Origin of the sequence: Cupriavidus necator A5-1 (genome assembly GCF_000744095.1) — a bacterium.
Taxonomy (GTDB): domain Bacteria; phylum Pseudomonadota; class Gammaproteobacteria; order Burkholderiales; family Burkholderiaceae; genus Cupriavidus; species Cupriavidus necator_A.
This window is the reverse complement of record NZ_JQLI01000001.1, coordinates 2,748,318-2,768,884: the sequence shown is the minus strand read 5'-3', so window position 1 is coordinate 2,768,884 and position 20,567 is coordinate 2,748,318. Positions and strand designations below refer to the sequence as shown.

Below are 20,567 nucleotides of genomic sequence, written 5' to 3'. Positions count from 1 at the left end.
CTGCCCTTCCACCCGGCCGCCGGCGGCACGTGTTCCATACCGGCCTGACGCGATGCCACGGCTATCCCAGACCCGTATGGAAGGGCTGATCGACCTGCGGCAGGAGGTCCGGCAGTTCAGCCGGGACCTGCTGCAGCGTGCGGCAAGTTCGACGCCCGGCAGCGACAATGACAGCGACAGCGACCGCCACGCCTACGACACGAGGTTGCGGCAGCTGATCGACCGTTGCATGCGCAGCGCCGATCCGCGCCTGAAGATCCTCTGCTATGCCGCGGCGGCGGAACTCGGCATTCCGGTCGACCTGCAAGCCGACGAGTGCAGGCAGGCCATGTCAGGCGGCAGGGGCTTTGCGCTGCGCGTGCTGTTCTGGGCGGCGCACCGCCGGATGCTCGGCGCCCGGCGGGTGCGCATGCCGGGCCAGATGCCGGCGCCCTCTTATCCCTGGTAGGCGCTGGCGCGCCCCGCGTCCGGGGTCCGATATGTGGAGTCAAGATATGGAAGCAAACAGGCAGGGCCCGCTGGCCGGCATCCGGGTCCTGGAGATGTCGGGGATCGGCCCCGGGCCCTTCTGCGGCATGCTGCTGGCTGACCTGGGCGCCGACGTGGTCGTGATCGACCGTGTACAGCCCGACGCGCCGGAAACCGACCTCAGCGGGCATGCGCTGTCACGGCGCGGCAAGCGCGCCGTGACCATCGATTTGAAGACGCAAGCCGGCGTGGCGACGGTGCTCGACCTGGCCGGACACTGCGATGCACTGATCGAAGGCATGCGGCCCGGCGTGATGGAACGCCTGGGGCTGGGCCCGCAGGTCTGCCTGCAACGCAATCCGCGCCTGGTCTTCGGGCGCATGACGGGCTGGGGCCAGGACGGCCCGCTTGCCCGTGCCGCCGGGCACGATATCAACTACATCGCGCTGTCCGGCGCGCTCTGGTATGCGGGCCAGCCCGGCACGGCGCCCGTGGCCCCGCCCAGCCTGGTGGGCGATGTCGGCGGCGGCGCCATGTATCTCGCCGTCGGGTTGCTGGCGGGCATCATGCATGCGCGCGCGACCGGCAAGGGACAGGTGGTCGATGCGGCCATCGTCGATGGCAGCGCCCATATGATGACGCTGCTGCACGGCTTGCTGGCCTCCGGCAGGATGGCAGCCGCGCGTGGCACCGGCGACCTGGACGGCCCGCACTGGTATAACACCTACCGTTGCGCCGACGGCCGCCATATCTCGATCGGTCCGGTGGAACCCCGGTTCTATCGGGAATTGCGGCAGAAGCTCGGCCTCGATGCCGATCCGGCCTACGATAGTCAATACGAGCGGGCGGCCTGGCCGCAACTGCGCGAGCGCCTTGCCGGGCTCTTTGCCAGCCGCGACCGTGCCGCCTGGTGCGCCCTGCTGGAAGGCAGCGACACCTGCTTCGCGCCGGTGCTCAGCCCGGAAGAGGCGGCGGAGCATCCGCATATGCAGGCGCGCGGCATCTACACGCGTGCGCGCGGCGTGCTGGAGGCCAATCCCGCGCCGCGCTTCTCGCACACGCCGGCCGGCAGGCCTGGGCCGATCCCGCGCCGGGGCGAACACACGGAGGCGGTGCTGGCCGACTGGCTGGCACGCTGACCACACTGGCGCGGCGCATACGCGGCGCCGCCGACAACAGAACCGGCGCATGTTCCGCCAGGCATGCGCCACCTTTGCAAGACGGAGACAACAATGAAGATGAACTTCGCCCGCTTGACCGGGCAACTGGCGATGCTCCATCGCGACCGGGAGGCGCTGGTCAACATCGAGCGCAAGCGGCGTTTCACCTATGCCGAACTGCATCGCTTCACCAACCGGGTTGTCAACATGATGCGCGAGCGGCTGTCGCTGCGCCGTGGCGACGTATACCTGTGCATCCTTGAAAACGACAACCTGTCGTTGCTGCACGCCTGGACCGCCCTCAAGGGCGAGGCCGCCGTGGCCTGGACCAACTACCGCGATGCCATCGACGAGCACCGCTGGCAGGTGGAGTTCATCCGGCCCAAGGTGGTGTTCCTTGAAAACGCCCTGCTCGACCGCTACTTCGACATGCTGCACGAGCGCGGCATCCACGTGGTCTGCATGGACCCGCCAGGCACGCCCCGCGAGGGCCTCTCCTGCTTCACCGACCTGATCGAAGGCGTGGCCGACACCGACCCCGGTATTGAAAGCGACACCACCAGCGATATCCTGGTGTACCGCTTCACCGGCGGCACCACCGGCAAGAGCAAGTGTGCCCAGTACACCATGGACAACTGGCTGTCCAACCGCGATTCGTTCTACGCCGTCGACGAGCACTGGCTCGACACCGGCACGCGCTACATGCACATGGCGCCGATCAGCCACGGCTCGGGCATGGGCATGCTGCCCACGCTCTTCCGCGGCGGCTGCACCGTCACGCAGAACGTGCCCGACCTGGCCGACTGGTGCCGCAACGTGCAGACCGAGAAGATCACCATTGGCATGATGGTGCCCACGCTGCTCTACCGCCTGCTGGACATGGCCGAGGCCACGGCATACGACCTCTCCAGCCTGACCACCCTCTTCTACGGCGCGGCGCCGATGAGCCCGGTCAAGCTGCGGCAGCTGCAACAGCGCTTCGGCAATATCTTCGTGCAGGTGTACGGGTCGACCGAGTGCATCCAGCGTGTGAGCGCGCTGACCAAGGCCGATCACTTCACTGCCTCCGACGAACGGCTGGGCTCGGCCGGCCGGGTGATTGCCGGGACCGAACTGCTGGTCGTCGACGAGGCCGGCAAGGAGCTCCCGCCAGGCCAGACCGGAGAAATCTGGCTGCGCGGCCGCGGCATCATTCCGGGCTACTTCAACAACCCGGAGGGCACCGCCGCCGAGTTCGAGAACGGCTTCTGGAAGTCGGGCGACCTGGGCTACCTGGATGAAGACGGCTTCCTGTTCATCGTGGACCGCAAGAAGGACATGATCATCACCGGCGGCTTCAACGTCTACGCCATCGAGGTCGAGGCCGCGCTGAACTCGCACCCCGACGTTGCCATCTCGGCCGTGGTCGGTGTGCCACACGAACAATGGGGCGAAGCGGTGCACGCCGAAGTCGTGCTCAAGCCAGGCGGCCACGTCAGCCAGGAAGAGCTGATCGAGTACGTCAAGCGCAGCATCGGCCGGTTCAAGGCGCCCAAGGCGATCACGTTCGTCGCGGAGCTGCCCGTCAGCGTGGTGGGCAAGGTGCAGCGCCGGCAGGTGCGGGAGAAGTACTGGAAGGGACACGCCCGCCGGGTGGCCTGATACGCGCAGTAACCCGCAGAGGCGGATCCCGGCGCTCGTCGGGATCCGCCTCTTCTTTTTGCGGGGAACTCGCGCCGGTCAGTCCTTGTAGCCGGGATCGATCCGCTCCACCAGCCGCACCAAGGCGGGCCATTCGCGATTGCCGAAGGTGTGGGCGCGAACGTCCATCACGGCCCGGGTGTCGTCGATGACGTGCTGCGGCGGCAAGACCAGTTCCGTGCCGGAAGCCATCGCATCCATCTGCGCGCGGCAGGCCATCTCCAGCCAGTAGATGCGGTTGAACGCCTCCGCCACGCCCGGCCCTACTGCCAGCAGCCCATGGTTGCGCAATACCACCACGTCGTGGCTGCCAAGCGAGCGGACCAGCCCGGACTGCTGGTCCAGATCCACCACCGGACTGTCGAAGTCGTGGTAGCCGGTTTTCCCGTAGAACCGCAGCGCGGTCTGGGTGATCGGCAACAGTCCAGCCTGCATGGCCGACAGCGCCATCCCGGCGCGGGTATGCGTGTGGATCACGCAGCCCACGTCTGGCCTGGCCCTGTGGATCGCGGTGTGGATCACCATGCCCGCGCGGTTCACCTCGTAGCCGTGCTCGTTGTGCGGATCCAGCAGCACGTTGCCGTCGAGGTCGATCTTGACCAGGTTCGACGCGCAGATCTCCGAGTACAGGTAGCCATACGCATTGATCAGCAGGTGTTCCGTGCCGGGGATGCGCAGCGTGACGTGGTTGTAGATCAGGTCGGTCATGCCGTACCGGTCCATGAGCCGGTAGCAGGCGGCCAGCCGCACGCGCGCGGCCCACTCGGCCTCGCCGACGTGGGCCCGCACCGCTTCGCGCGGCACGGAAATCTCGTTGGTCATGTGCACGTCTTACTCCACGCGGATATTGCGCGCCTTGACGACCTTGCTCCAGCGCGCGGTTTCTGTATCGAAATACCGGTTGAGCTGCGCCGGGGTCATGATTTCCGGCTCCATGCCGTAGTCGGCGATCTGCTTGCGCACCTGCGGCTCCATCAACACTTCGCCGACTGCATGTGCCAGTTTGTCGATCACGCCCTGTGGCGTCCTGGCGGGCGTGACGATGGCGAGCCAGGAGTTGGCGACCACGTCCGGGTAGCCCGACTCGGCAAGCGTGGGCACGTTCGGCATGGCGGGCATGCGCCTGGCGCCCGTGAACGCGATGGCGCGCAGCTTGCCTGCCTTGATATAGGGGGCAAACAACTGGAGCGTGTCGATCATGATCTCGAGCCGGCCGCCCAGCAGGTCTGGCATAACGGCTGCGGCGCCCTTGTACGGGACGTGGTCCAGCTGGATGCCGGCATGCATGGAGAACAGTTCCCCCACCAGGTTCGCGCCCGAGCCCACGCCCGAACTGCCATAGCGCAGGCGGTCCGGATGGGCCTTGCCCCAGGCGATGAGGTCGGCAACCGAGTGGATCGGCAGATCGGCGTTCACCACCAGCAGTAGCGGCACCTGGGCCATCATCGCCACCCCGGTCAGGTCCTTGAGGGGGTCATAGGGCAGCTTGCTGTAGAGCAGCGGATTGGCGATGTGCGCCGGCGCCGTGGTGAGCAGCGTGTAACCGTCCGGTTCGGACCTGGCGACGTAGCTGGTGCCGATCTGCACATTGCTGCCGGGCTTGTTCTCGATATAGAAACTCGCGCCAAGCCGGCTGGCCAGCCTGGTGCTGACCAGCCGCGACACGGCATCGATCGGCCCGCCTGGTACGGAAGGTACCACTACCTTGACCGGCCGTGCCGGATAGGCCGGCTCCGCGGCGTGCGCCACATGGATGCCGCACGCGGCAATGGCCATGGCGGCCAGGCACCTGCGCCGGCGCCTGAATTGGTTGAGTGCGTTCATTGCTTGTCTCCCTGCTGTAATAGGTCTTCTGGTCTGCAATCCCGCCCGGGGCGGCGCGAGCCCGCGCACGGGCCCTGCTTTCGCCTGCGGCTTTCAGTCAAGCAGCGCAACCTGCACGTCGCGCGGACCCTCGTAGGGATTGCGGCCATGCCATACCTGCAGGTTGTCCAGGATCATCACGTCACCATTACGCCAGGGCCAGCTGTAGGTCACCTTGTCGCACAGCGTGTTGATGTGCTCGACTTCCGCGGGGTCCAGGCGCTGTGCGTTGCCGAGGAACATCCCGGTCGGATACTTGTGGTTCTTGCGGATCTCTGTGCTCAGCACCAGCGTGGCCGTATGCGCCCGGTGCAGTCCCGAGCGGTACAGCTTCTTGCCCGTCACCGGATGGTGCACGAACGGCTCAAGCGTGGTGAACACCGTCAGCGAGCCGTCGTCATGCCACAGCGGCTCGAGGCCGCGCGCCGCGCACAGCGTCTCCACCTCTGCCGGATCGTCGGTATGGAAGGCATGGTTCCAGCCGTGCCGGTCCATGTCGGCATACGACGCATCGACCGCCTCCGACTTCGGCCCGTAGTTCATCGCCGCGCGGATGCCAAGCGCGGCGATCTTGGCCGCGAGCGCGGGCGCCATGTCGTCGGCCAGCCTGCGCGCGTCGGCGATGGTGGTCTCTCCGCCCACGGGCGCTGTCAGCCGCGAGAAAAACGCGATGCGCTTCGGATAGTGGCGCCGGTACGCCATTTCCGAATGCACCCCCAGCCCGGCGCTGGCTTCCAGCCGGGTCGCCTCCATCACGTGGCCGCTGATCTTCGTGCGCGGGGCGCGTCCGCCCACGTAGCCGTCGTCGAACTGTGGATACTGCTCAATGATGTCCGCGAAATCCGCGGTCTCGGGCGTCGGGAAGCCTCGCAACACGATGCCGCCGTGCCGGGTGATGAGCTGCTCCAGCACCGGCTTGACGCGCCGCGTCCAGGCGCGGAAGCGCGCGCGGTCCAGCAGCTCAGCGCCTTTGGGCTCGATGAAGAGCGGCGGCCGCCCGGGCGCAAGCTCATGGCACTGCACGTCCTTGCCAAGTGCATGGATGAGGGCGGGGTCGAGGGATCCGGTGTTCGTGTTCATGGTTGTCTCCTGATTGTCGTAGCCAGCGGCGCCATTCGCCGCCGCGCGTATCCATGCGGACTGGAGGACAACTCTAGCCAGTATGGGACGCCTCGGTGATTCCCCGCCTGTGCCTGGTGATTCCATTCGGGCATACTGCTCCGGACGTTCCAGCTACCAGCCCAAAACACCATGCGAATCGACGACCTGCGGGTGTTCCTGCTTGTGGCCCAACACGGAAGCCTGCACCGCGCCACGCGGCACCTAGGCCTGACGCAGCCGGCGATGTCAAAGGCGCTGGCGCGGCTGGAGGCCGACGCCGGCATGCGCCTGTTCGACCGCAGCTCGCGCGGCGTGACGCTGACCCCGACCGGACAGCTTCTGCTCGAGCACGCGCGCAGCGTGGTATTGGCGACCAACGAGCTCGAAGGCGCAATCGAAGCCCAGCGCACGGCACGGTCCGGAAAGCTCAGGCTGGCTGCAACGCCCTATCTGCTGTCCACGCTGCTGACCCCGGTGGTTGCCCGCTTTCTCGACACGCGCCCGCTGGCAACGTTCTCGGTGGAAACACGCCTGACTGCAGGTTCGATCGTGGCGCTGCAGTCAGGGGAAGCAGACCTGGCATGCGGCGGAATGACCGCCGATGTGCCGCACGATATCGCCCATACCCGGCTACGGCCACTCAGTCTCAAGATCGTTGCGCGGGCTGACCATCCTCGGCTCAGCGCGCTCAAGACACCGGCAGACCTGGCGCTGGAGCGCTGGGCGCTGCCGCAAGCCTCGTCCAGCCTGTACCAGGTGCTGGCCGACCAGTTTGCCGAGCGCGGTCTGCCGCCGCCGCGCATCGCCGTGGAATGGACCGGGTCGGGGATTGCCATCGCCGAACTGCTGCGAAATACCGATCTGCTCGGCCTCGTGCCGCAGCGCACCCTGACGCAGCCTGAAGGCCGCGGGCTGTGCGTGATCGGCGGCGAGGATGTCTTGCGCCAGCTCGAAGTGGCCGTGTTCTGGCGGGCGGATGGCTATCTCTCCCCGCTGTGCCTGGAGTTCCGCGAGGCGCTGGTCGCCTTCTGCAAGGAAGACGAAACGGCTGGCGGCGCGCCCGAGCGCGCGTCGGTGTGCTGAGGGCTGGTGGTGTAGCGGAATCGCGTTGAACCAAAGAAAAAGCCGGCGCCCCCCCGACGCCGACCTTCTTCACGCACTACCCCATCAGACAAACGCCGAAATCCCTGTCAGCCTGCGCGAGATGAACAGCCGCTGGATTTCCGTGGTGCCGTCGGGAATCGGGATGATGATGGCTTCACGCAGATAGCGCTCGACGTTGAACTCCTTGGTGATGCCGTTGCCGCCATGCAGCTGGACCGCATCCCGGCACACCTGGACCGCGGCTTCGGTGGCGAAGGCCTTGGCCATGGATGCTTCGAGGTCGCAACGCACGCCGGCGTCCATCATGCCGAAGACCCGCATGCACATCAGGCGAGCCGCGTCGAGCATCATCGCCATGTCGGCGATCTTGGCCGCAATCAGCTGGTGGCTGGCGATGACCTTGCCGAACTGCTTGCGCTCCTTGGCATAGGCAATCGACTCTTCCAGCGCTGCCCGCATGATGCCGACCGACAGCATGCCGACGTGGCCGCGGGCGTGCTCGAACATCTTCATGGTGTTCTTCAGGCCCGCGCCTTCGTCATCGATCAGGTTGCTGGCCGGCACGCGCGCATCGGTGATGAAGATCTGCGCGGTCGATTGCGAGTTCAGCCCGATCTTCTGGATATTGCGGGCCTCGTAGCCGTGCGCTTCGCGATCGATCAGGATGTGCGACAGGCCGTTCTCGCCGCGCACGGTGCAGATCAGGAAGTCAGAGTAAAAACCGTTGGTGATCCAGGTCTTCTCGCCGTTGATGATGAAATGGTCGCCGTCGCGCACCGCGCGGGTCTTGATCTCGGCCACGTTGGAGCCGACGTCCGGCTCGCTGATGCCCGCGCAGCCGAACAGCTTGCCGGCCAGGATGCCTGGCAGGTAGCGGTCGCGGATCTCGGGCTTCGCCGACAGCAGGCGGCGCGCGATGCCGTTGTTGATCATCACCGTCAGCGCGATATCGCAGGAGCAGGCCACCAGCTCCTCGAACAGCATGCAGTGGGTGGTGAACGACAAGCCCATGCCGCCATGCTCGACGGGAAGCGTGCAGCCGGGCAAGCCGAACTGCGCGATCTTCTGCGTCAGTTCGCGCATGATCTCCTTGGGGATGAAGCGGTCGCGGTACTCCTTGACCACGGGCCGGATCTCGGCCTGCAGGAACTTGCGGAAGCTCTCGACCGCCAGGGTCTGGTCTTCGGTGGGAAGTTGGTAGGTCATATCGGTGCTCGTTGCGGATGTCGGGGACGGGCTCAATAGCCCTTGAACTGGGGCTCGCGCTTCTCAGCGAAGGCACGCAGGCCTTCCTGGATGTCGTACGAGCGTTTGTGGTCGCGCAGTTCCAGCACCTCATGGCGCAGCGCGTCGGCGGTGGTCTTGTCGGTTGCCTGAGACACCACGCGCTTCATGCGCGCCAGCACCAGCGGGCTCTTGCCGGCGAGCTTGTCGCCCAGGGCCTGGGCGCGATCGCTCAATTCCGCATCGGCGATGACTTCATTGACCAGCCCATAGCCCTTCATCTCCGCCGCGCTCAGTGAGTCGCCGGTGAACAGCAGGTAGCGGGCCACGTTGTCGGGCACCTTGCGCGGCAGGATGGCGGCGCCGCCACCGCCAGGGAAGACGCCGTAGTTCGAGTGCGCGTCGCCCAGGCGGGCGCTTTCGGCGGCCAGCACGATATCGCAGGCCAGCACCACTTCCAGGCCGCCGGCCAGTGCCAGGCCATTGACCGCGGCGATCACGGGCTTGGGGAACGAACGCAGCGTGTCGAAGAACTCGACGATGATGTCGAGCGAGTCCCTTTCACCGGGGAGCGGCGCTGCGGCGCCCTGCTTCAGGTCCGCGCCGGCGCAGAAGGCGCGCCCGGTGCCGGTCACCACCACCACGCGCACGGCGGCATCGTCGCGCCACGCCTTCAGCTCGATGGTCATGCCCTCGACCATGGCGCGGGTCAGGCTGTTGAGCTTGTCGGGGCGATTCAGGGTCAGCCAGCCGACCGAGCCGACCAGGGCTTGCGAAACACTCATCTGTCTCTCCAGGTAATAGATTGGAACGGACATCCGTCCTGATGTCTTGGCAGGATCAATCTATTCGCCCGTCACGCTCCCGGCACTACTCATTTCGGGGTGGGCGAAGTGGCCGCGCGGCGCGAAACCCAGGTTTTCCCGGCAATTCCACACGCATGCTGGTCACGGAGAGTTGCACGCAAAACGGAATTTATGTTCTACTGCCCCCGAAATCCGGGACCTGCGGCAAGCCAAGTGGAGTGCACAAATGCGAATTGCCCCTGACATTGTGCTCACGGCCGCGGAGCGGGCCGAGCTGGAGCAACTGCTGCAAGCCGGCCACGGCGAACGGCTTGCGCAGCGTGCGCGCATGGTGCTGCTCGCCGCCGACGGCTTGCAGAACAAGGACATCGCCGAGCAACTCGGCGTAGGCCGTGTGCAGGTGTCGCGCTGGCGCGAGCGGTATGCGCAACTGCGGCTTGCCGGCATCGAGGCCACCCTGCCGCGCGGTGCGCCCCCGGTGAAAGTGGATATCGAGCGGCTGGCGGCATTGACCGCGCAAAGCCGGCCGGATTCGCCCGCCCCGTGGAGCACGCGCAAACTGGCCGAGCAGCTTGGGGTGAGCGCGGCCAGCATCTCCCGGCACCTGCGCGCGGCCGGCGTCACGCTGCCTGCCGCGCAAGCGCACGGCGCAGCGGCCGATCTCGGTTTGGGCGGTCAGCAGCCGGAGATCATGGGCCTGTATATGTCCCCCGCAGAACATGCGCTGGTGCTAAGTGTCGATGCCGGGGCCGCGCCCGTTTCCGGCGCGGCAGACCATAGCGTGGCGGCGCAAGACGGCAGGCAGCCCGGCGTCACGCGGCTGCTGGCTACACTCCGGGAAATGCAGGGGAGCGTACAGGCCCTGCCGGACGCGCAGCAGCGCGGCACCGAATGGCTTGCGTTTCTGCGCAGGATCGAGCGCAGCGCACCGCCGGGCCGGACCCTCCACCTGGTCGCGGACAACTATCCGACCCATCACCAGGCCGCCGTGCAGAAATGGCTGGCACGGCATCCACGCATCCGTGCGCACTTCGCGCCGAGTCCGGCCGCATGGCTGCGCATGCTGCAGCGCTTTTTCCGCGCCACCGCAGCGGGGCCGCATCGACCCGGCGTCCCGGCCATGCTCGCTGCGATCGACGCCCACCCGCCGCGCGCCGACGGCAAGCCTTTCACCTGGGTGGCCACCTTGGAACGCAAGCCCGCGCACGGGACCACGCAAGTGTTAAGTTCCATCGACGATGCAACACAAGTACCCGACTCCAGAACAGAGGGAAGCACCGTCGCGCCGCCGCCGCTGGCCGCCGCCGACTTGCCGGCGGGCAGCGCGGTGGAGTCGGTGGCCAGCACCAAGGTCATGCCCCCGCGCACCGCGCGCAACCTGATTCCGCGCGAAGCGCTGATGGCACGCCTGCAGGATGCGCGGCGCCAGCGCTGCATGGTGGTGCAGGGGCAGGCCGGCAGCGGCAAGACCAGCACCCTGCTGGCCTGGCGCAGGTCGCTGCTGTCACTCGACTATGACGTCACCTGGCTCACGCTCGCGCCGGAAGACAACGAGCCCACCCGCTTCTTTGACTGCCTGTTGGCAAGCATCGGCGAGGTCGATCCCGCCATCGTGCGAGAAGCTGCCCTGCTGATCGGCCGCGACAGCGACGATGCCGCCATCGAGCACTGGGTGATCAGCCTGGTGCAGGGGCTGGCCGCACGCCGGCGCGAGATCGTGGTGATGCTCGACGACCTGCATCACATTGACGACCCCCGCATCTACCAGGCGCTGCAGTGGCTGCTGGACTACGCTCCCGGGCATGTGCACCTGGCGCTCAGCTCGCGCAGCGCGCTGCCGCTATCGCTGGAACGGCTGCGCTCGCAAGGGAGGCTGACCGAGATCGACATGCGCGACCTGCGCTTCACCGCCGACGAATCGGAGCGGTTCCTGTGCGACCGCCTGGGCGTCATCGACAAGCGCGACGCCGCCGCCCTGCATGCACTGACCGACGGCTGGGTAGCCGGGCTGCAATTGTTCGCGGTCGACATGCGGACGCGGGAGGGCGGCACCTACCCGCTGGTGCAGGTGCGCGATGCGCGCACTTTCGCCAGCTATTTCGAACAGGAAGTGCTGGTGCGGCTGGAACCTGACGACCTGGACATGCTGACCCGCATGGCCGCCTGCAACCGCATCTGCGCCTCGCTGTGCGCGAGCGTGCTGGGCAGGCCGCAAGACGCGCCGCAGATGGCAGCCCGCCTGGCGCAGCTGGAGCACGACAATCTCTTCCTCACGCAGATCGGCAGCCATGACCGCGAGACCTGGTATCGCCTGCACCCGCTGCTGCGCGAGGTATTGCTGGCCCGCGTGGCAGGCTGGCCGGAAGCCGCGCAGCGCGCACTCCATGCCGATGCCTGGAACTGGTTCGGCGAGCGCGGCCATATCGACGATGCCGTGCACCACGCGGTGCTGGCCGGCGACGCCGGGGCGGCAGCCGGCATGGTGGAACACTGCGCCTACGAGCTGTTGTCGGGCGGGGAACTCGGCCAACTGGCCAGCCTGCTGCGCCGGCTGCCGGCTGAACAGGTCCAGTCGCGCTTCGGCCTGCTGGTTGCGTCCGCCTACCTGCAGCTCTACACCAGGAAGTTCGACGCGCTCAAGGAAAGCCTGGCCCGGATGGCCTCGCAGCAGGACCGGCTCGACGCCGGGCAGCGCTACGCCATCTCCCTGCTGCGATGCGGCCTGGCGTTGCAACAGGACGATACCGATACGGTCTATGCGCTGCTCGACGCCGTCAGCGCCATCCCCCCGGACGCGACCGACTTTGCCTGGACTGGCCGCAGCAACGTGCTGTCGTGGGCCTACGTCTCTCGGGGCCAGTACGACCGCGCGCGAGCGGTCCTGGACGAGACCGGCGAGCGCCCCGCGGCGCCGCGCAGCCGCCTGCTTGGCCGCTGCATCAGCGCCATGAGCCTGGCCCTGGAGGGCCACATCGCGCAGGCCGAGAGGACCGTGCGCGAGGTACTGCACGAAGCCGACCAGTGCGGCCCGGCCTATGTCGGCGTGTCGTGCATGGCCACCGGGCTGCTGGCGGATACGCTGTACGAGCAAAACGACCTGGAGGGCGCGCTCCGGCTGGTGGAGCCACGCATCGACGTTCTGGAACGGGTCTCGCTGCCCGACACCGTGCTGAGGGCACTGCTGGTGCTGTCGGAGTCGCAGTGGCTGACTGGCCGGCGCGCCGAGGCAGACGCCTGCCTCGCCCGGCTCGCCCGCTACGCCGACCGCTTCGGGCTGGACCGGCTTCGGGTCACTGCACTGGAATTACGCATGCGGCGCCACCTCGACGCGGGCGAGATGGAGCAAGCGGGCAGCGTACTGCAGCGTATTGATGCACTGGCCAGCGCCCATGCCGGCTCCAGGGCCGGTAAGGCGCTGAGGATCGCCTATGGCGCGGAGCGCGCCCGCATTGCGATGGGTCTCTACGTCCACGATTTCGCTGGCGCCGTGCCCCGTATCGCGGGCTATATCGAAGCGTGCCAGGAACGGGGCCAGCAGGTCCGGCTGGCCGCGCTGTGGCTGCAACTGGCGCTCGCGCAGCAGCAGCTCGGGAATGCTCAGGCGGCGCTGCAGCACTTCCGTCAGGGGCTGCAGATCGGGCATCGGCTGGGTCTGGTGCGCACCCTGCTCGATGTGTCCGCGGACTTGCCGCGCGCGCTGGGGTCGCTGCTCGAGACCCACACGCTCGATCCCGTGCTGAAGTTCTACGTGCAGCGCTTGCTGTCCGCCGCCGCGGCCACGGCCACGCAGTACCAGAGCGAGGCCCGCCAGGGTATGCCAGCCGCTTCCGCCGACGCGCTCAGCGAGCGCGAGCGCGAGGTCCTGAACCTGGCCGCGCAGGCGATGCCGAACAAGAAAATCGCCTTGGTACTGAACCTGTCGCCGGAAACGGTGAAGTGGCACCTGAAGAACATCTACGCCAAGCTCGGCGTGAGTGGCCGAGGCGGCGCCGCCGCACGCCTGCGCGAGTTCGCCTCCGGACAGCCGGCCGCCCGGCGCCCCTGACCGTCAACAGGCGGCTTCCGCCCCCAGTTCACCCCCGCTCGCCCGGGCGCCGGCTGCACACGGCAAGCGGGCCATGGCACGTGGCATGCGCCTGGCCGCGCACAAGCGGCACAGCGTGCCATTTCATGCGAAACACCCGAGCACCCCGCCAGCCGCTCCTCTGGCACCGCCCCCCCAGGCCGGGGAGTGCCCTCCCCCCCTCGCAGGTCAATCATTCAGCAAGACGAAAGCAAGGCGATACCGGTGCACGCGCCGTTCCTGCAAGGAACCGCAGCCGGCATCGGCGCGGCGCGAACCGCTGCCCCACGCATCACCATCAAGCAACGAAGACAGGAGACCTGCATGACCACTTTCACCGCTCCCGCCAGGCGCCGCATGGCGGTATTTGGCACGCTGCTGGCCATGGCCTGGCCGGCCGCCGCACAGAACTACCCCGAGCGGATGGTGCGGATGGTTTCAGTGTCGAGCGCCGGCACCGGTGCCGACAGCTACACGCGCCTGCTGGCGAAGTACCTGGGCGAGAAGCTGGGACAGAGCTTCGTGGTGGACAACCGGCCCGGCGCCAACATGATGATGGCCGGCGAGTACGTGGCCAAGGCAGCGCCGGATGGCTACACGCTGCTGCTGGCGACCTCCGGCACGATGGCCGCCAACCCCAATCTGTTCAAGCACCTGCCCTACGATCCGCGCAAGGACTTCACGCCGATCGCACGCTTGTCGATGCTGCCGGTCGCCATCGTGGTGCCGGCCACCTCGCCGTACCACAGCGTGTCCGAGCTGGTGGCCGGCGCGCGCGCCAGGCCCGGCAAGCTGAACTACGGCACCGCCAGCGCGCCCTCCCAGGTTGCCGTGGCAGCCTTCAACGAGGCCGCCGGCATCAAGGCCGTCAACGTGCCGTACAAGGGCATGGCCAACATGATCACCGACCTGATCGGCGGCACCATGGACTACGGCCTCACCGACGTCGCCTCAGCGGTGCCGCAGGTCCAGGGCCGCAAGCTGCGTGCCCTCGCGGTAATGAGCCCAAGCCGCATGGCCCTGCTGCCCGATGTGCCCACCCTGGCCGAAGCCGGCGTGCCCGGGGTCCAGGTCACCAGCTGGACCGGCCTGTTCGCCCCGGCTGGCACGCCGCAGCCAATCATCGACAAGCTCGCGCGGCTGAGCCTTGAATTCGTCAATTCGCCGGAGGCCCGGGCCCACTACGCCGAGCGCGGCAGCCTGGCATTCCCCGCCACCGGTCCCGAGCTCAGCAAGATCATCGTCGAGGACCAGAAGATGTGGAAGCGGCTCATCAACATCGCCGGCATCCAGCCGGAGTGAGCGCAGCTCCGAACCCTTCCCACTGGCAAGCGATATGGCCACCCTCTGCCGCCCCCACGACGCCTCCGGCACTGCTGCCGCACCCGGGTCGCCGGACAGCCACCTGTTCAGCCACCTCGAAGCGCGCGCGCTGCACGATCACGACAAATACGCGATCGTGTATCGCGGCCAGCGCGTCGGCTATGGTGAACTGCACCGTGCCGCCCTGTGCCTCGCGGGCTATCTCCAGCAGCATTTTGAAGTGCGGCGCGGCGACCGGGTCCTGCTGGCCATGCCCGCGTGCCCGCAGTTCGCCATGGCCTGGTATGGGGTGCTGCGTTGCGACGCCGTCGTGGTGATGGTAGACCCGGACACCTCGAGCGCGGCGCTCGCCCGCTGTGCGCGCAGCACCGGCGCTCGGGTCGCCATTGTCGCGGCCGGCTTGCAGGAGGTCATTACGCCCCTGCTCGCCGACGCAAGCCTGCGGGGATGCCTGGTTGCTGCTTGCCCGGATACCGCCGATGCCACCGCGCCAGCCCAGGCCGCCGTGCGCCCCGCCGGCATGCACGGCTTGCCGGATGCGCTGGCAGCGGGCATCGGGCCGGTTCCGATGCAGGCATGCGGACCGGACCCCGCCGTCATGGCCTGCATGCTGGACGGCCCCGGCCAGCCCCGCGTCGCAACCCTGAGTCATCGTGCCTTCGCCGTCATGACCAGTCATGCGTCGCAGGCGCGCGGGAGAGAGGGCCCGGCCGCTCCCTGGCCGGCTGACGCGAGCCCGATGGCCCTGCTGAACCAGGCGGTCATGCGCGGCGACACGCTCGAACTGCCGGCTGCAAGCCGACCCTGATCCCAGGCAACCACGAACCACCATCAGCCGTCGTGACGGCACCGACAACATGAGCAAAACGATGACACCGTACGGAATCACCGGATACGGGGGCTATGTCCCGCGCCTGCGTATGCAGCGCGCCGCCATTGCCGCCGCACACCGCTGGATGGCGCCGGCCAATATGGCCATGGCAAAAGGCCATCGCGCCTTCTGCAGCTGGGACGAGGACAGCGTGACCATGGCCGTGGAAGCGGCGCGCGATGCGCTGGACAGCCGCCCGCGCCAGGACATCACCGCGCTCGCGCTGGCCACCACGCGGCCGGCTTTCAGCGACCTGCAGAGCGCCAGCATCGTGGCAGGCGCGCTTGACCTGCCGGCGAATGTGCGCACGCTGGATGTCGGCCAGTCGCAGCGCGCCGGCGTGGCCGGACTGCTGGCGCAATTGCGCGCCGCGGACGGCGAGGCACTGTTCATCGCCAGCGACCACCCTGCCGGCAAGCCCGCCAGCACGCAGGAACTAACCTATGGCGCCGGCGCGGCCGCGTTCACGCTGGGCAGCGAGGACATCGTCGCCAGCCTGGTCGGCAGTGCCAGCTGCGCCAACCTGTTCGTGGACCACTTCCGCGCCGCGGACGGCAAGTACGACTACTACTGGGAAGAGCGCTGGATCCGCGACGAGGGCTACGGCAAGGTCGTGCCCGAAACCGTCAGGCAGGCGCTGGCACAGGCGAACGTGGAGCCCAGGGACGTCAGCCATTTCATCCTGGCATCGCCGCTGAAGGGCGCCGCCGCGATGGTGGCCAAGGGCTGCGGCTTCTCGCCCGAAGCGGTCGCCGCCCACCTGGACGAGCACTGCGGCTATGCCGGCACGGCGCATGGCTGCCTGATGCTGGCCGACGTGCTGGAGCGCGCGCAGCCCGGCCAGCTGATCGTGGTCGCCGGCTTCGGCCAGGGCTGCGACGTGCTGGTGCTGCGCACGACCGAAGCCATCACCGGCTTCCGGCCGCGCCGCGGCGTGGCCAGGGCCGTTGCCGAAGGCCAGGTCCACGATGCCTACCTACGCATGCTGTCGTACGGCAATGCCATCGAGCTCGAATGGGGCATGCGCGCCGAGAAGCCGCTCAAGACCGCCTTCACCGACCAGTACCGCTCTTCGCACCAGCTGGCCAGCTTCGTCGCGGGCACGTGCTGCCAGTGCGGCACCGTGCAGTTCCCCCAGCTTTCCTACTGCGTCAAGGCGGGCTGCAACGCGCCGGCGTCGGGATTCCGGCGCACTCACCTGTACGACGTGCCCGCCAGGGTCCTGACCAGCACGGCGGACTGGCTGTCCTACCACCCGTCGCCGCCGCTCTACGTTGGCTTCGTGCAGTTCGACAACGACGCACGCGTGCTGATGGAGATCGTGGACGTCGGCCAGCAGGGCCTGGGGGTCGGCACGCCGCTGCAGATGGTGTTCCGCATCAAGGACGTCGACCGCGCGCGCAACTATCCGCGCTACTTCTGGAAAGCCACGCCGGTGGCGGCATAAGGGAACTCACAGTCATGGCAAACGGTATCAAGGACAAGGTCGCCATCATCGGCATGGGCTGCTCGCGCTTTGGCGAGCGCTGGGACGTGGGCACCCATGAATTGCTGGCCGAGGCATTCGACGAAGCACTGGTCGATGCCGGCATCGGGCGCAAGGAGATCGGCGCGGCGTGGTTCGGCTCGTGCCTGGACGCGGTCAACATCGGCAATTCCGCCATCCCCGCTTCACTGGCGCTGCGGCTCGACGGCATCCCGGTCAGCCGCACCGAGAACATGTGCGCCACTGGCACCGAGGCGCTGCGCGGCGCGGCCTATGCAGTGGCGTCGGGCGCGGTCGATATCGCGCTGGCGATCGGCGCCGAGAAGCTCAAGGACACCGGCTACGGCGGCCTGCCGTTTTCGTACAAGGGCACCATGAACGACCTGTGGCTGCCGCTGGGATCGGCGCCCGCAGGCTTCGCGCAGCTGGCCGACGGCTATCGCACGCGCCACGGCATCTCGAAGGAAGACCTCAAGCGCGCGCTGGCGCGAGTGTCCTGGAAGAGCCACCAGAACGGCGCGCTCAGCCCCAAGGCGCACCTGCGCAAGCCGGTGTCGATGGAGCAGATCCTGGCCGCGCCGATGATCGCCGACCCGCTTGGCCTGTACGACTGCTGCGGCGTCAGCGACGGCGCCGCGGCGGCCATCGTCACCACGCCGGAGATCGCCCGCGCACTCGGCCGCAAAGACATGGTCACGATCAAGGCGATCCAGCTCAGCGTCAGCTCGGGCATCGAATCGACCACCAACGCCTGGGACGGCAGCCACGTGCGCAATACCCGCATGGCCACCCAGCGCGCCTACGCCGAGGCCGGCATCACCGACCCGCGCCAGCAGCTGTCGCTGATCGAGGTGCACGACTGCTTCTCGATCACCGAGCTGGTGACCATGGAAGACCTGTTTATCTCGGAGCCCGGCCGCGCCGTGCACGACGTGCTCGACGGCTTCTACGACCGCGACGGCCATGGCGTGCCATGCCAGGTCGATGGCGGCCTGAAGTGCTTCGGCCATCCGATCGCGGCTTCCGGCCTGCGCATGGCCTACGAGATCTACAACCAGCTGCAGGGCCGTGCCGGCGAGCGCCAGCTTGCCAGTCCCACCATCGGCCTCACGCACAACCTTGGCGGCGTGCCCTACCAGGGCATCGCGGCCGTGAGCATCCTGGGCCTGAGCCACTGACGCCGGCCAGTCCAATTTCATTCGTTGCGAAGGAGAGTTTCAACCATGAGTCTGCTTGAAGGGAAAGTCATCATCGTCACCGGCGCCGGTGCCGGCGTGGGCCGCGGCATTGCACTGGAAGCGGCACGCCAGGGCGCGCGCGTGATCGTCAACGATCTCGGCGTCAATATGGACGGAAGCGGCGGCAGCGCCGGCCCCGCCCAGGAAACCGTCGACCTGATCAAGGCGGCCGGCGGCGACGCCAGCGCCAATACCGACAGCGTGGCCGAGTGGGGTTCGGCGCAGAAGATCGCCCAGCAGGCACTGGACCTGTACGGGCGCATCGACGGCGTGGTCAACAACGCCGGCAACCTGCGCGACGTCATCTTCCACAAGATGAGCGAGGAAGAATTCGACGCGGTGGTGCGCGTGCACCTGAAGGGCAGCTGGAACGTGTCGCGTGCCGTGGCGCCGCATTTCAAGGCGCAGGAAGGCGGGGCCTTCGTGCACATGACCTCGACCTCCGGGCTGATCGGCAACTTCGGCCAGGCCAACTACGCCGCCGCCAAGCTGGGCATCGTCGGCCTGTCCAAGTCCATCGCGGTGGACATGCAGAAGTTCAACGTGCGCTCGAACTGCATCGCGCCGTTCGCCTTCACGCGCATGGTCGGCAGCATCCCGACCAACACCCCGGAAGCCGCCGAGCGCATGAAGATCAACATGACGCTGGAGGCCGGCAAGATCGCGCCGTTCACGCTGGCGCTGCTGAGCGACCAGGGCCGCCAGGTCACCGGCCAGGTGTTCGGCGTGCGCAACAATGAGATCTACCTGTTCTCGCAGCCGCGCCCGATCCGCACCGCGCATGCCAGCGAAGGCTGGACCGTGCAGTCGTGCATCGAGCGCGCCATCCCCATGCTGAAGGGTTCGTTTTACCCGCTCGAACTGTCGCGCGACGTGTTCCCGTGGGATCCGGTCTGATCCTTTAAGCCGCCCGCCGCAGCACGGGCAACCCGCGCTGCGGCAATTTCCAGTCTTGCCGCGATCCGGGGCCGCACGCAAGCGTCCGCCCGCCACGATCCATCAAAAAATAGAAACGGAGACATCCATGAAGCTGGTCAAACGATTCCGGTCTGCCCGCCTTGCGCTGGTCGCTGCCAGCGCCGCGCTGGCAGGTACCGCCAACGCGCAGTCCGTGACGCTGTATGGCCTGATCGACACCAACCTCGAGTACGTCAACAACCAGTCGCGCACCGGTCCCACGGTGCCGCCGGGGCCGGCGGAGAACCGCTTCGCCATGCTGACGGGTGGCATTGGCGGCTCGCGCTGGGGCCTGCGCGGCGTTGAGGACCTGGGCAACGGGCTCAAGGGCGTGTTCGTGCTGGAAAGCGGCTTCAGTTCGGATGACGGCAAGATGGCCAACAGCGGCCGGCTGTTCGGGCGCCAGGCATTCGTTGGCTTTGACAGCCCCTACGGCAAGCTGACCTTCGGACGCCAGTACACCTCGATCTTCGATGTGCTGGCCAACTTCCAGGCTGGCTTCTACCAGCCGCAGTACGAGCCGGTGGTGGCGTACCTGGGGCGCTACTACCGCGAAGACAACGTGGTCAAGTACGGCGCAAAGTTTGGCCCGGTCGAGCTCGCCGCACACTGGTCGTTCGGGGTCGATACAGCTTCGCCCGCCACCGCGGGCGAGGTGCCGGGCAGCTTCCGCTCGGGCGCTGCCTACGGCGGCGCGGCCAGCTACACGTCCGGGCCCTTCGGCATCGGCGTGGCCTACGACGAGGTCGACGCCCCCACCACCGCCGGCGGTCCCCCGGGCAAGGCCAGGCGTGCCGCCGTCGCGGGCAAGTATGCCGCCGGTGATTTACGCCTGGTGGCCGGCTACCGCTGGGGCCGCAGCCAGAACCCGGCGGATGTCGAGATCCTGCGCGACAACTACTACTGGGTCGGCGGCACCTACTCCTTCACGCCTCAGCTCGAATCCACGCTGGCCTACTACTACGACGACGTGCGGCAGGTGGCCAACCCGGTCAACGGCACCTTGCTCGGCAACATCAAGAACCCCTGGCAGGTGATGTTCACGACCAAGTACTTCTTCAGCAAGCGCACGAGCCTGTATCTCTCCACCGCTTACTCGAAGAACGCCGGCCTGAACTTCGACACCTCGGTGGGCGGCCTGGGCACCGGCTACTACCTCGGCGCTGGCAAGAACAGCCAGTTTGCGGTGACCCTGGGCATGCGGCACAGCTTCTGACGAACCC

General features: G+C 67.6%; 16 protein-coding genes. 11 read left to right on the top strand and 5 right to left on the bottom strand.

The genetic code is table 11. The annotated features are described in order from the left end of the window. Nucleotides 1-76: 76 nt before the first annotated feature. From K307_RS12270 to K307_RS12260, 3 genes are all read left to right on the top strand, one after another. Entirely contained in the window at nt 77-448 is a 372-nt protein-coding gene (locus K307_RS12270) for a hypothetical protein (RefSeq protein WP_051974829.1), read from the top strand. A 46-nt stretch (nt 449-494) separates the two neighbouring features. Then, a complete protein-coding gene (locus K307_RS12265) occupies nt 495-1,607 on the top strand; it encodes a CaiB/BaiF CoA transferase family protein (RefSeq protein ID WP_042878526.1) in 1,113 nt (370 codons plus the stop codon). A 93-nt stretch (nt 1,608-1,700) separates the two neighbouring features. Further along, on the top strand, nt 1,701-3,269 hold the full coding sequence (locus K307_RS12260) for a class I adenylate-forming enzyme family protein (protein WP_042878524.1): 1,569 nt from the start codon (nt 1,701-1,703) through the stop codon (nt 3,267-3,269). 78 nt (nt 3,270-3,347) lie between these two features. Here the strand turns inward: K307_RS12260 and K307_RS12255 are convergent, their stop codons facing one another. The 3 genes from K307_RS12255 to K307_RS12245 all read right to left on the bottom strand — a co-directional run bounded on the left by K307_RS12255 (nt 3,348) and on the right by K307_RS12245 (nt 6,251). After that, the gene (locus tag K307_RS12255) at nt 3,348-4,130 is read right to left on the bottom strand and encodes a class II aldolase/adducin family protein (protein WP_042878522.1); all 783 of its coding nucleotides are present in this window, start codon (nt 4,128-4,130) and stop codon (nt 3,348-3,350) included. Nucleotides 4,131-4,139: 9 nt separating this feature from the next. After that, nucleotides 4,140-5,132, bottom strand: a complete 993-nt coding sequence (locus tag K307_RS12250; protein WP_042878520.1) for a Bug family tripartite tricarboxylate transporter substrate binding protein — start codon at nt 5,130-5,132, stop codon at nt 4,140-4,142. A gap of 93 nt (nt 5,133-5,225) precedes the next feature. Next, complete coding sequence (locus K307_RS12245; RefSeq protein ID WP_042878519.1) at nt 5,226-6,251, bottom strand: TauD/TfdA family dioxygenase; 1,026 nt, start codon at nt 6,249-6,251, stop codon at nt 5,226-5,228. 171 nt (nt 6,252-6,422) lie between these two features. Here K307_RS12245 and K307_RS12240 point away from each other — a divergent pair, with 171 nt between their 5' ends. Next, a complete protein-coding gene (locus K307_RS12240; RefSeq protein WP_051974828.1) occupies nt 6,423-7,355 on the top strand; it encodes a LysR family transcriptional regulator in 933 nt (310 codons plus the stop codon). Nucleotides 7,356-7,439: 84 nt separating this feature from the next. On the opposite strand, the gene K307_RS12235 is transcribed toward K307_RS12240, so the two are convergent. Both K307_RS12235 and K307_RS12230 read right to left on the bottom strand, forming a co-directional pair. Then, on the bottom strand, nt 7,440-8,582 hold the full coding sequence (locus K307_RS12235; RefSeq protein ID WP_042878517.1) for an acyl-CoA dehydrogenase family protein: 1,143 nt from the start codon (nt 8,580-8,582) through the stop codon (nt 7,440-7,442). Nucleotides 8,583-8,614: 32 nt separating this feature from the next. Next, nucleotides 8,615-9,385 carry an enoyl-CoA hydratase/isomerase family protein gene (locus K307_RS12230; protein ID WP_042878516.1) on the bottom strand — a complete coding sequence of 257 codons (771 nt, stop codon included), beginning with the start codon at nt 9,383-9,385 and terminating at the stop codon, nt 8,615-8,617. 247 nt (nt 9,386-9,632) lie between these two features. On the opposite strand from K307_RS12230, the gene K307_RS12225 reads away from it, so the two are divergent. From K307_RS12225 to K307_RS12195, 7 genes are all read left to right on the top strand, one after another. After that, on the top strand, nt 9,633-13,451 hold the full coding sequence (locus K307_RS12225; protein WP_080744998.1) for an IS630 family transposase: 3,819 nt from the start codon (nt 9,633-9,635) through the stop codon (nt 13,449-13,451). Nucleotides 13,452-13,793: 342 nt separating this feature from the next. Then, entirely contained in the window at nt 13,794-14,771 is a 978-nt protein-coding gene (locus K307_RS12220) for a Bug family tripartite tricarboxylate transporter substrate binding protein (protein WP_042878515.1), read from the top strand. Between the two features lie 34 nt (nt 14,772-14,805). After that, the gene (locus tag K307_RS12215) at nt 14,806-15,600 is read left to right on the top strand and encodes an AMP-binding protein (RefSeq protein ID WP_042878514.1); all 795 of its coding nucleotides are present in this window, start codon (nt 14,806-14,808) and stop codon (nt 15,598-15,600) included. Between the two features lie 61 nt (nt 15,601-15,661). Then, complete coding sequence (locus tag K307_RS12210) at nt 15,662-17,110, top strand: 3-oxoacyl-[acyl-carrier-protein] synthase III C-terminal domain-containing protein (protein WP_042878513.1); 1,449 nt, start codon at nt 15,662-15,664, stop codon at nt 17,108-17,110. A gap of 14 nt (nt 17,111-17,124) precedes the next feature. Beyond that, nucleotides 17,125-18,327 carry an acetyl-CoA acetyltransferase gene (locus K307_RS12205; RefSeq protein WP_042878512.1) on the top strand — a complete coding sequence of 401 codons (1,203 nt, stop codon included), beginning with the start codon at nt 17,125-17,127 and terminating at the stop codon, nt 18,325-18,327. Between the two features lie 45 nt (nt 18,328-18,372). Further along, on the top strand, nt 18,373-19,284 hold the full coding sequence (locus tag K307_RS12200) for an SDR family NAD(P)-dependent oxidoreductase (protein WP_042878511.1): 912 nt from the start codon (nt 18,373-18,375) through the stop codon (nt 19,282-19,284). Nucleotides 19,285-19,411: 127 nt separating this feature from the next. Beyond that, nucleotides 19,412-20,560: a porin gene (locus tag K307_RS12195; protein WP_042878510.1), complete on the top strand. Its 1,149-nt coding sequence runs from the start codon at nt 19,412-19,414 to the stop codon at nt 20,558-20,560. The last annotated feature ends 7 nt before the right edge of the window (nt 20,561-20,567 follow it).

What these genes read in the sequence shown, in the direction of transcription:
- K307_RS12270 (WP_051974829.1), top strand. Translation starts at nt 77, where the DNA reads ATGGAAGGGCTGATCGACCTGCGGCAGGAGGTCCGGCAGTTCAGCCGG.
- K307_RS12265 (WP_042878526.1), top strand. Translation starts at nt 495, where the DNA reads ATGGAAGCAAACAGGCAGGGCCCGCTGGCCGGCATCCGGGTCCTGGAG.
- K307_RS12260 (WP_042878524.1), top strand. Translation starts at nt 1,701, where the DNA reads ATGAAGATGAACTTCGCCCGCTTGACCGGGCAACTGGCGATGCTCCAT.
- K307_RS12255 (WP_042878522.1), bottom strand. Translation starts at nt 4,130, where the DNA reads ATGACCAACGAGATTTCCGTGCCGCGCGAAGCGGTGCGGGCCCACGTC.
- K307_RS12250 (WP_042878520.1), bottom strand. Translation starts at nt 5,132, where the DNA reads ATGAACGCACTCAACCAATTCAGGCGCCGGCGCAGGTGCCTGGCCGCC.
- K307_RS12245 (WP_042878519.1), bottom strand. Translation starts at nt 6,251, where the DNA reads ATGAACACGAACACCGGATCCCTCGACCCCGCCCTCATCCATGCACTT.
- K307_RS12240 (WP_051974828.1), top strand. Translation starts at nt 6,423, where the DNA reads ATGCGAATCGACGACCTGCGGGTGTTCCTGCTTGTGGCCCAACACGGA.
- K307_RS12235 (WP_042878517.1), bottom strand. Translation starts at nt 8,582, where the DNA reads ATGACCTACCAACTTCCCACCGAAGACCAGACCCTGGCGGTCGAGAGC.
- K307_RS12230 (WP_042878516.1), bottom strand. Translation starts at nt 9,385, where the DNA reads ATGAGTGTTTCGCAAGCCCTGGTCGGCTCGGTCGGCTGGCTGACCCTG.
- K307_RS12225 (WP_080744998.1), top strand. Translation starts at nt 9,633, where the DNA reads ATGCGAATTGCCCCTGACATTGTGCTCACGGCCGCGGAGCGGGCCGAG.
- K307_RS12220 (WP_042878515.1), top strand. Translation starts at nt 13,794, where the DNA reads ATGACCACTTTCACCGCTCCCGCCAGGCGCCGCATGGCGGTATTTGGC.
- K307_RS12215 (WP_042878514.1), top strand. Translation starts at nt 14,806, where the DNA reads ATGGCCACCCTCTGCCGCCCCCACGACGCCTCCGGCACTGCTGCCGCA.
- K307_RS12210 (WP_042878513.1), top strand. Translation starts at nt 15,662, where the DNA reads ATGACACCGTACGGAATCACCGGATACGGGGGCTATGTCCCGCGCCTG.
- K307_RS12205 (WP_042878512.1), top strand. Translation starts at nt 17,125, where the DNA reads ATGGCAAACGGTATCAAGGACAAGGTCGCCATCATCGGCATGGGCTGC.
- K307_RS12200 (WP_042878511.1), top strand. Translation starts at nt 18,373, where the DNA reads ATGAGTCTGCTTGAAGGGAAAGTCATCATCGTCACCGGCGCCGGTGCC.
- K307_RS12195 (WP_042878510.1), top strand. Translation starts at nt 19,412, where the DNA reads ATGAAGCTGGTCAAACGATTCCGGTCTGCCCGCCTTGCGCTGGTCGCT.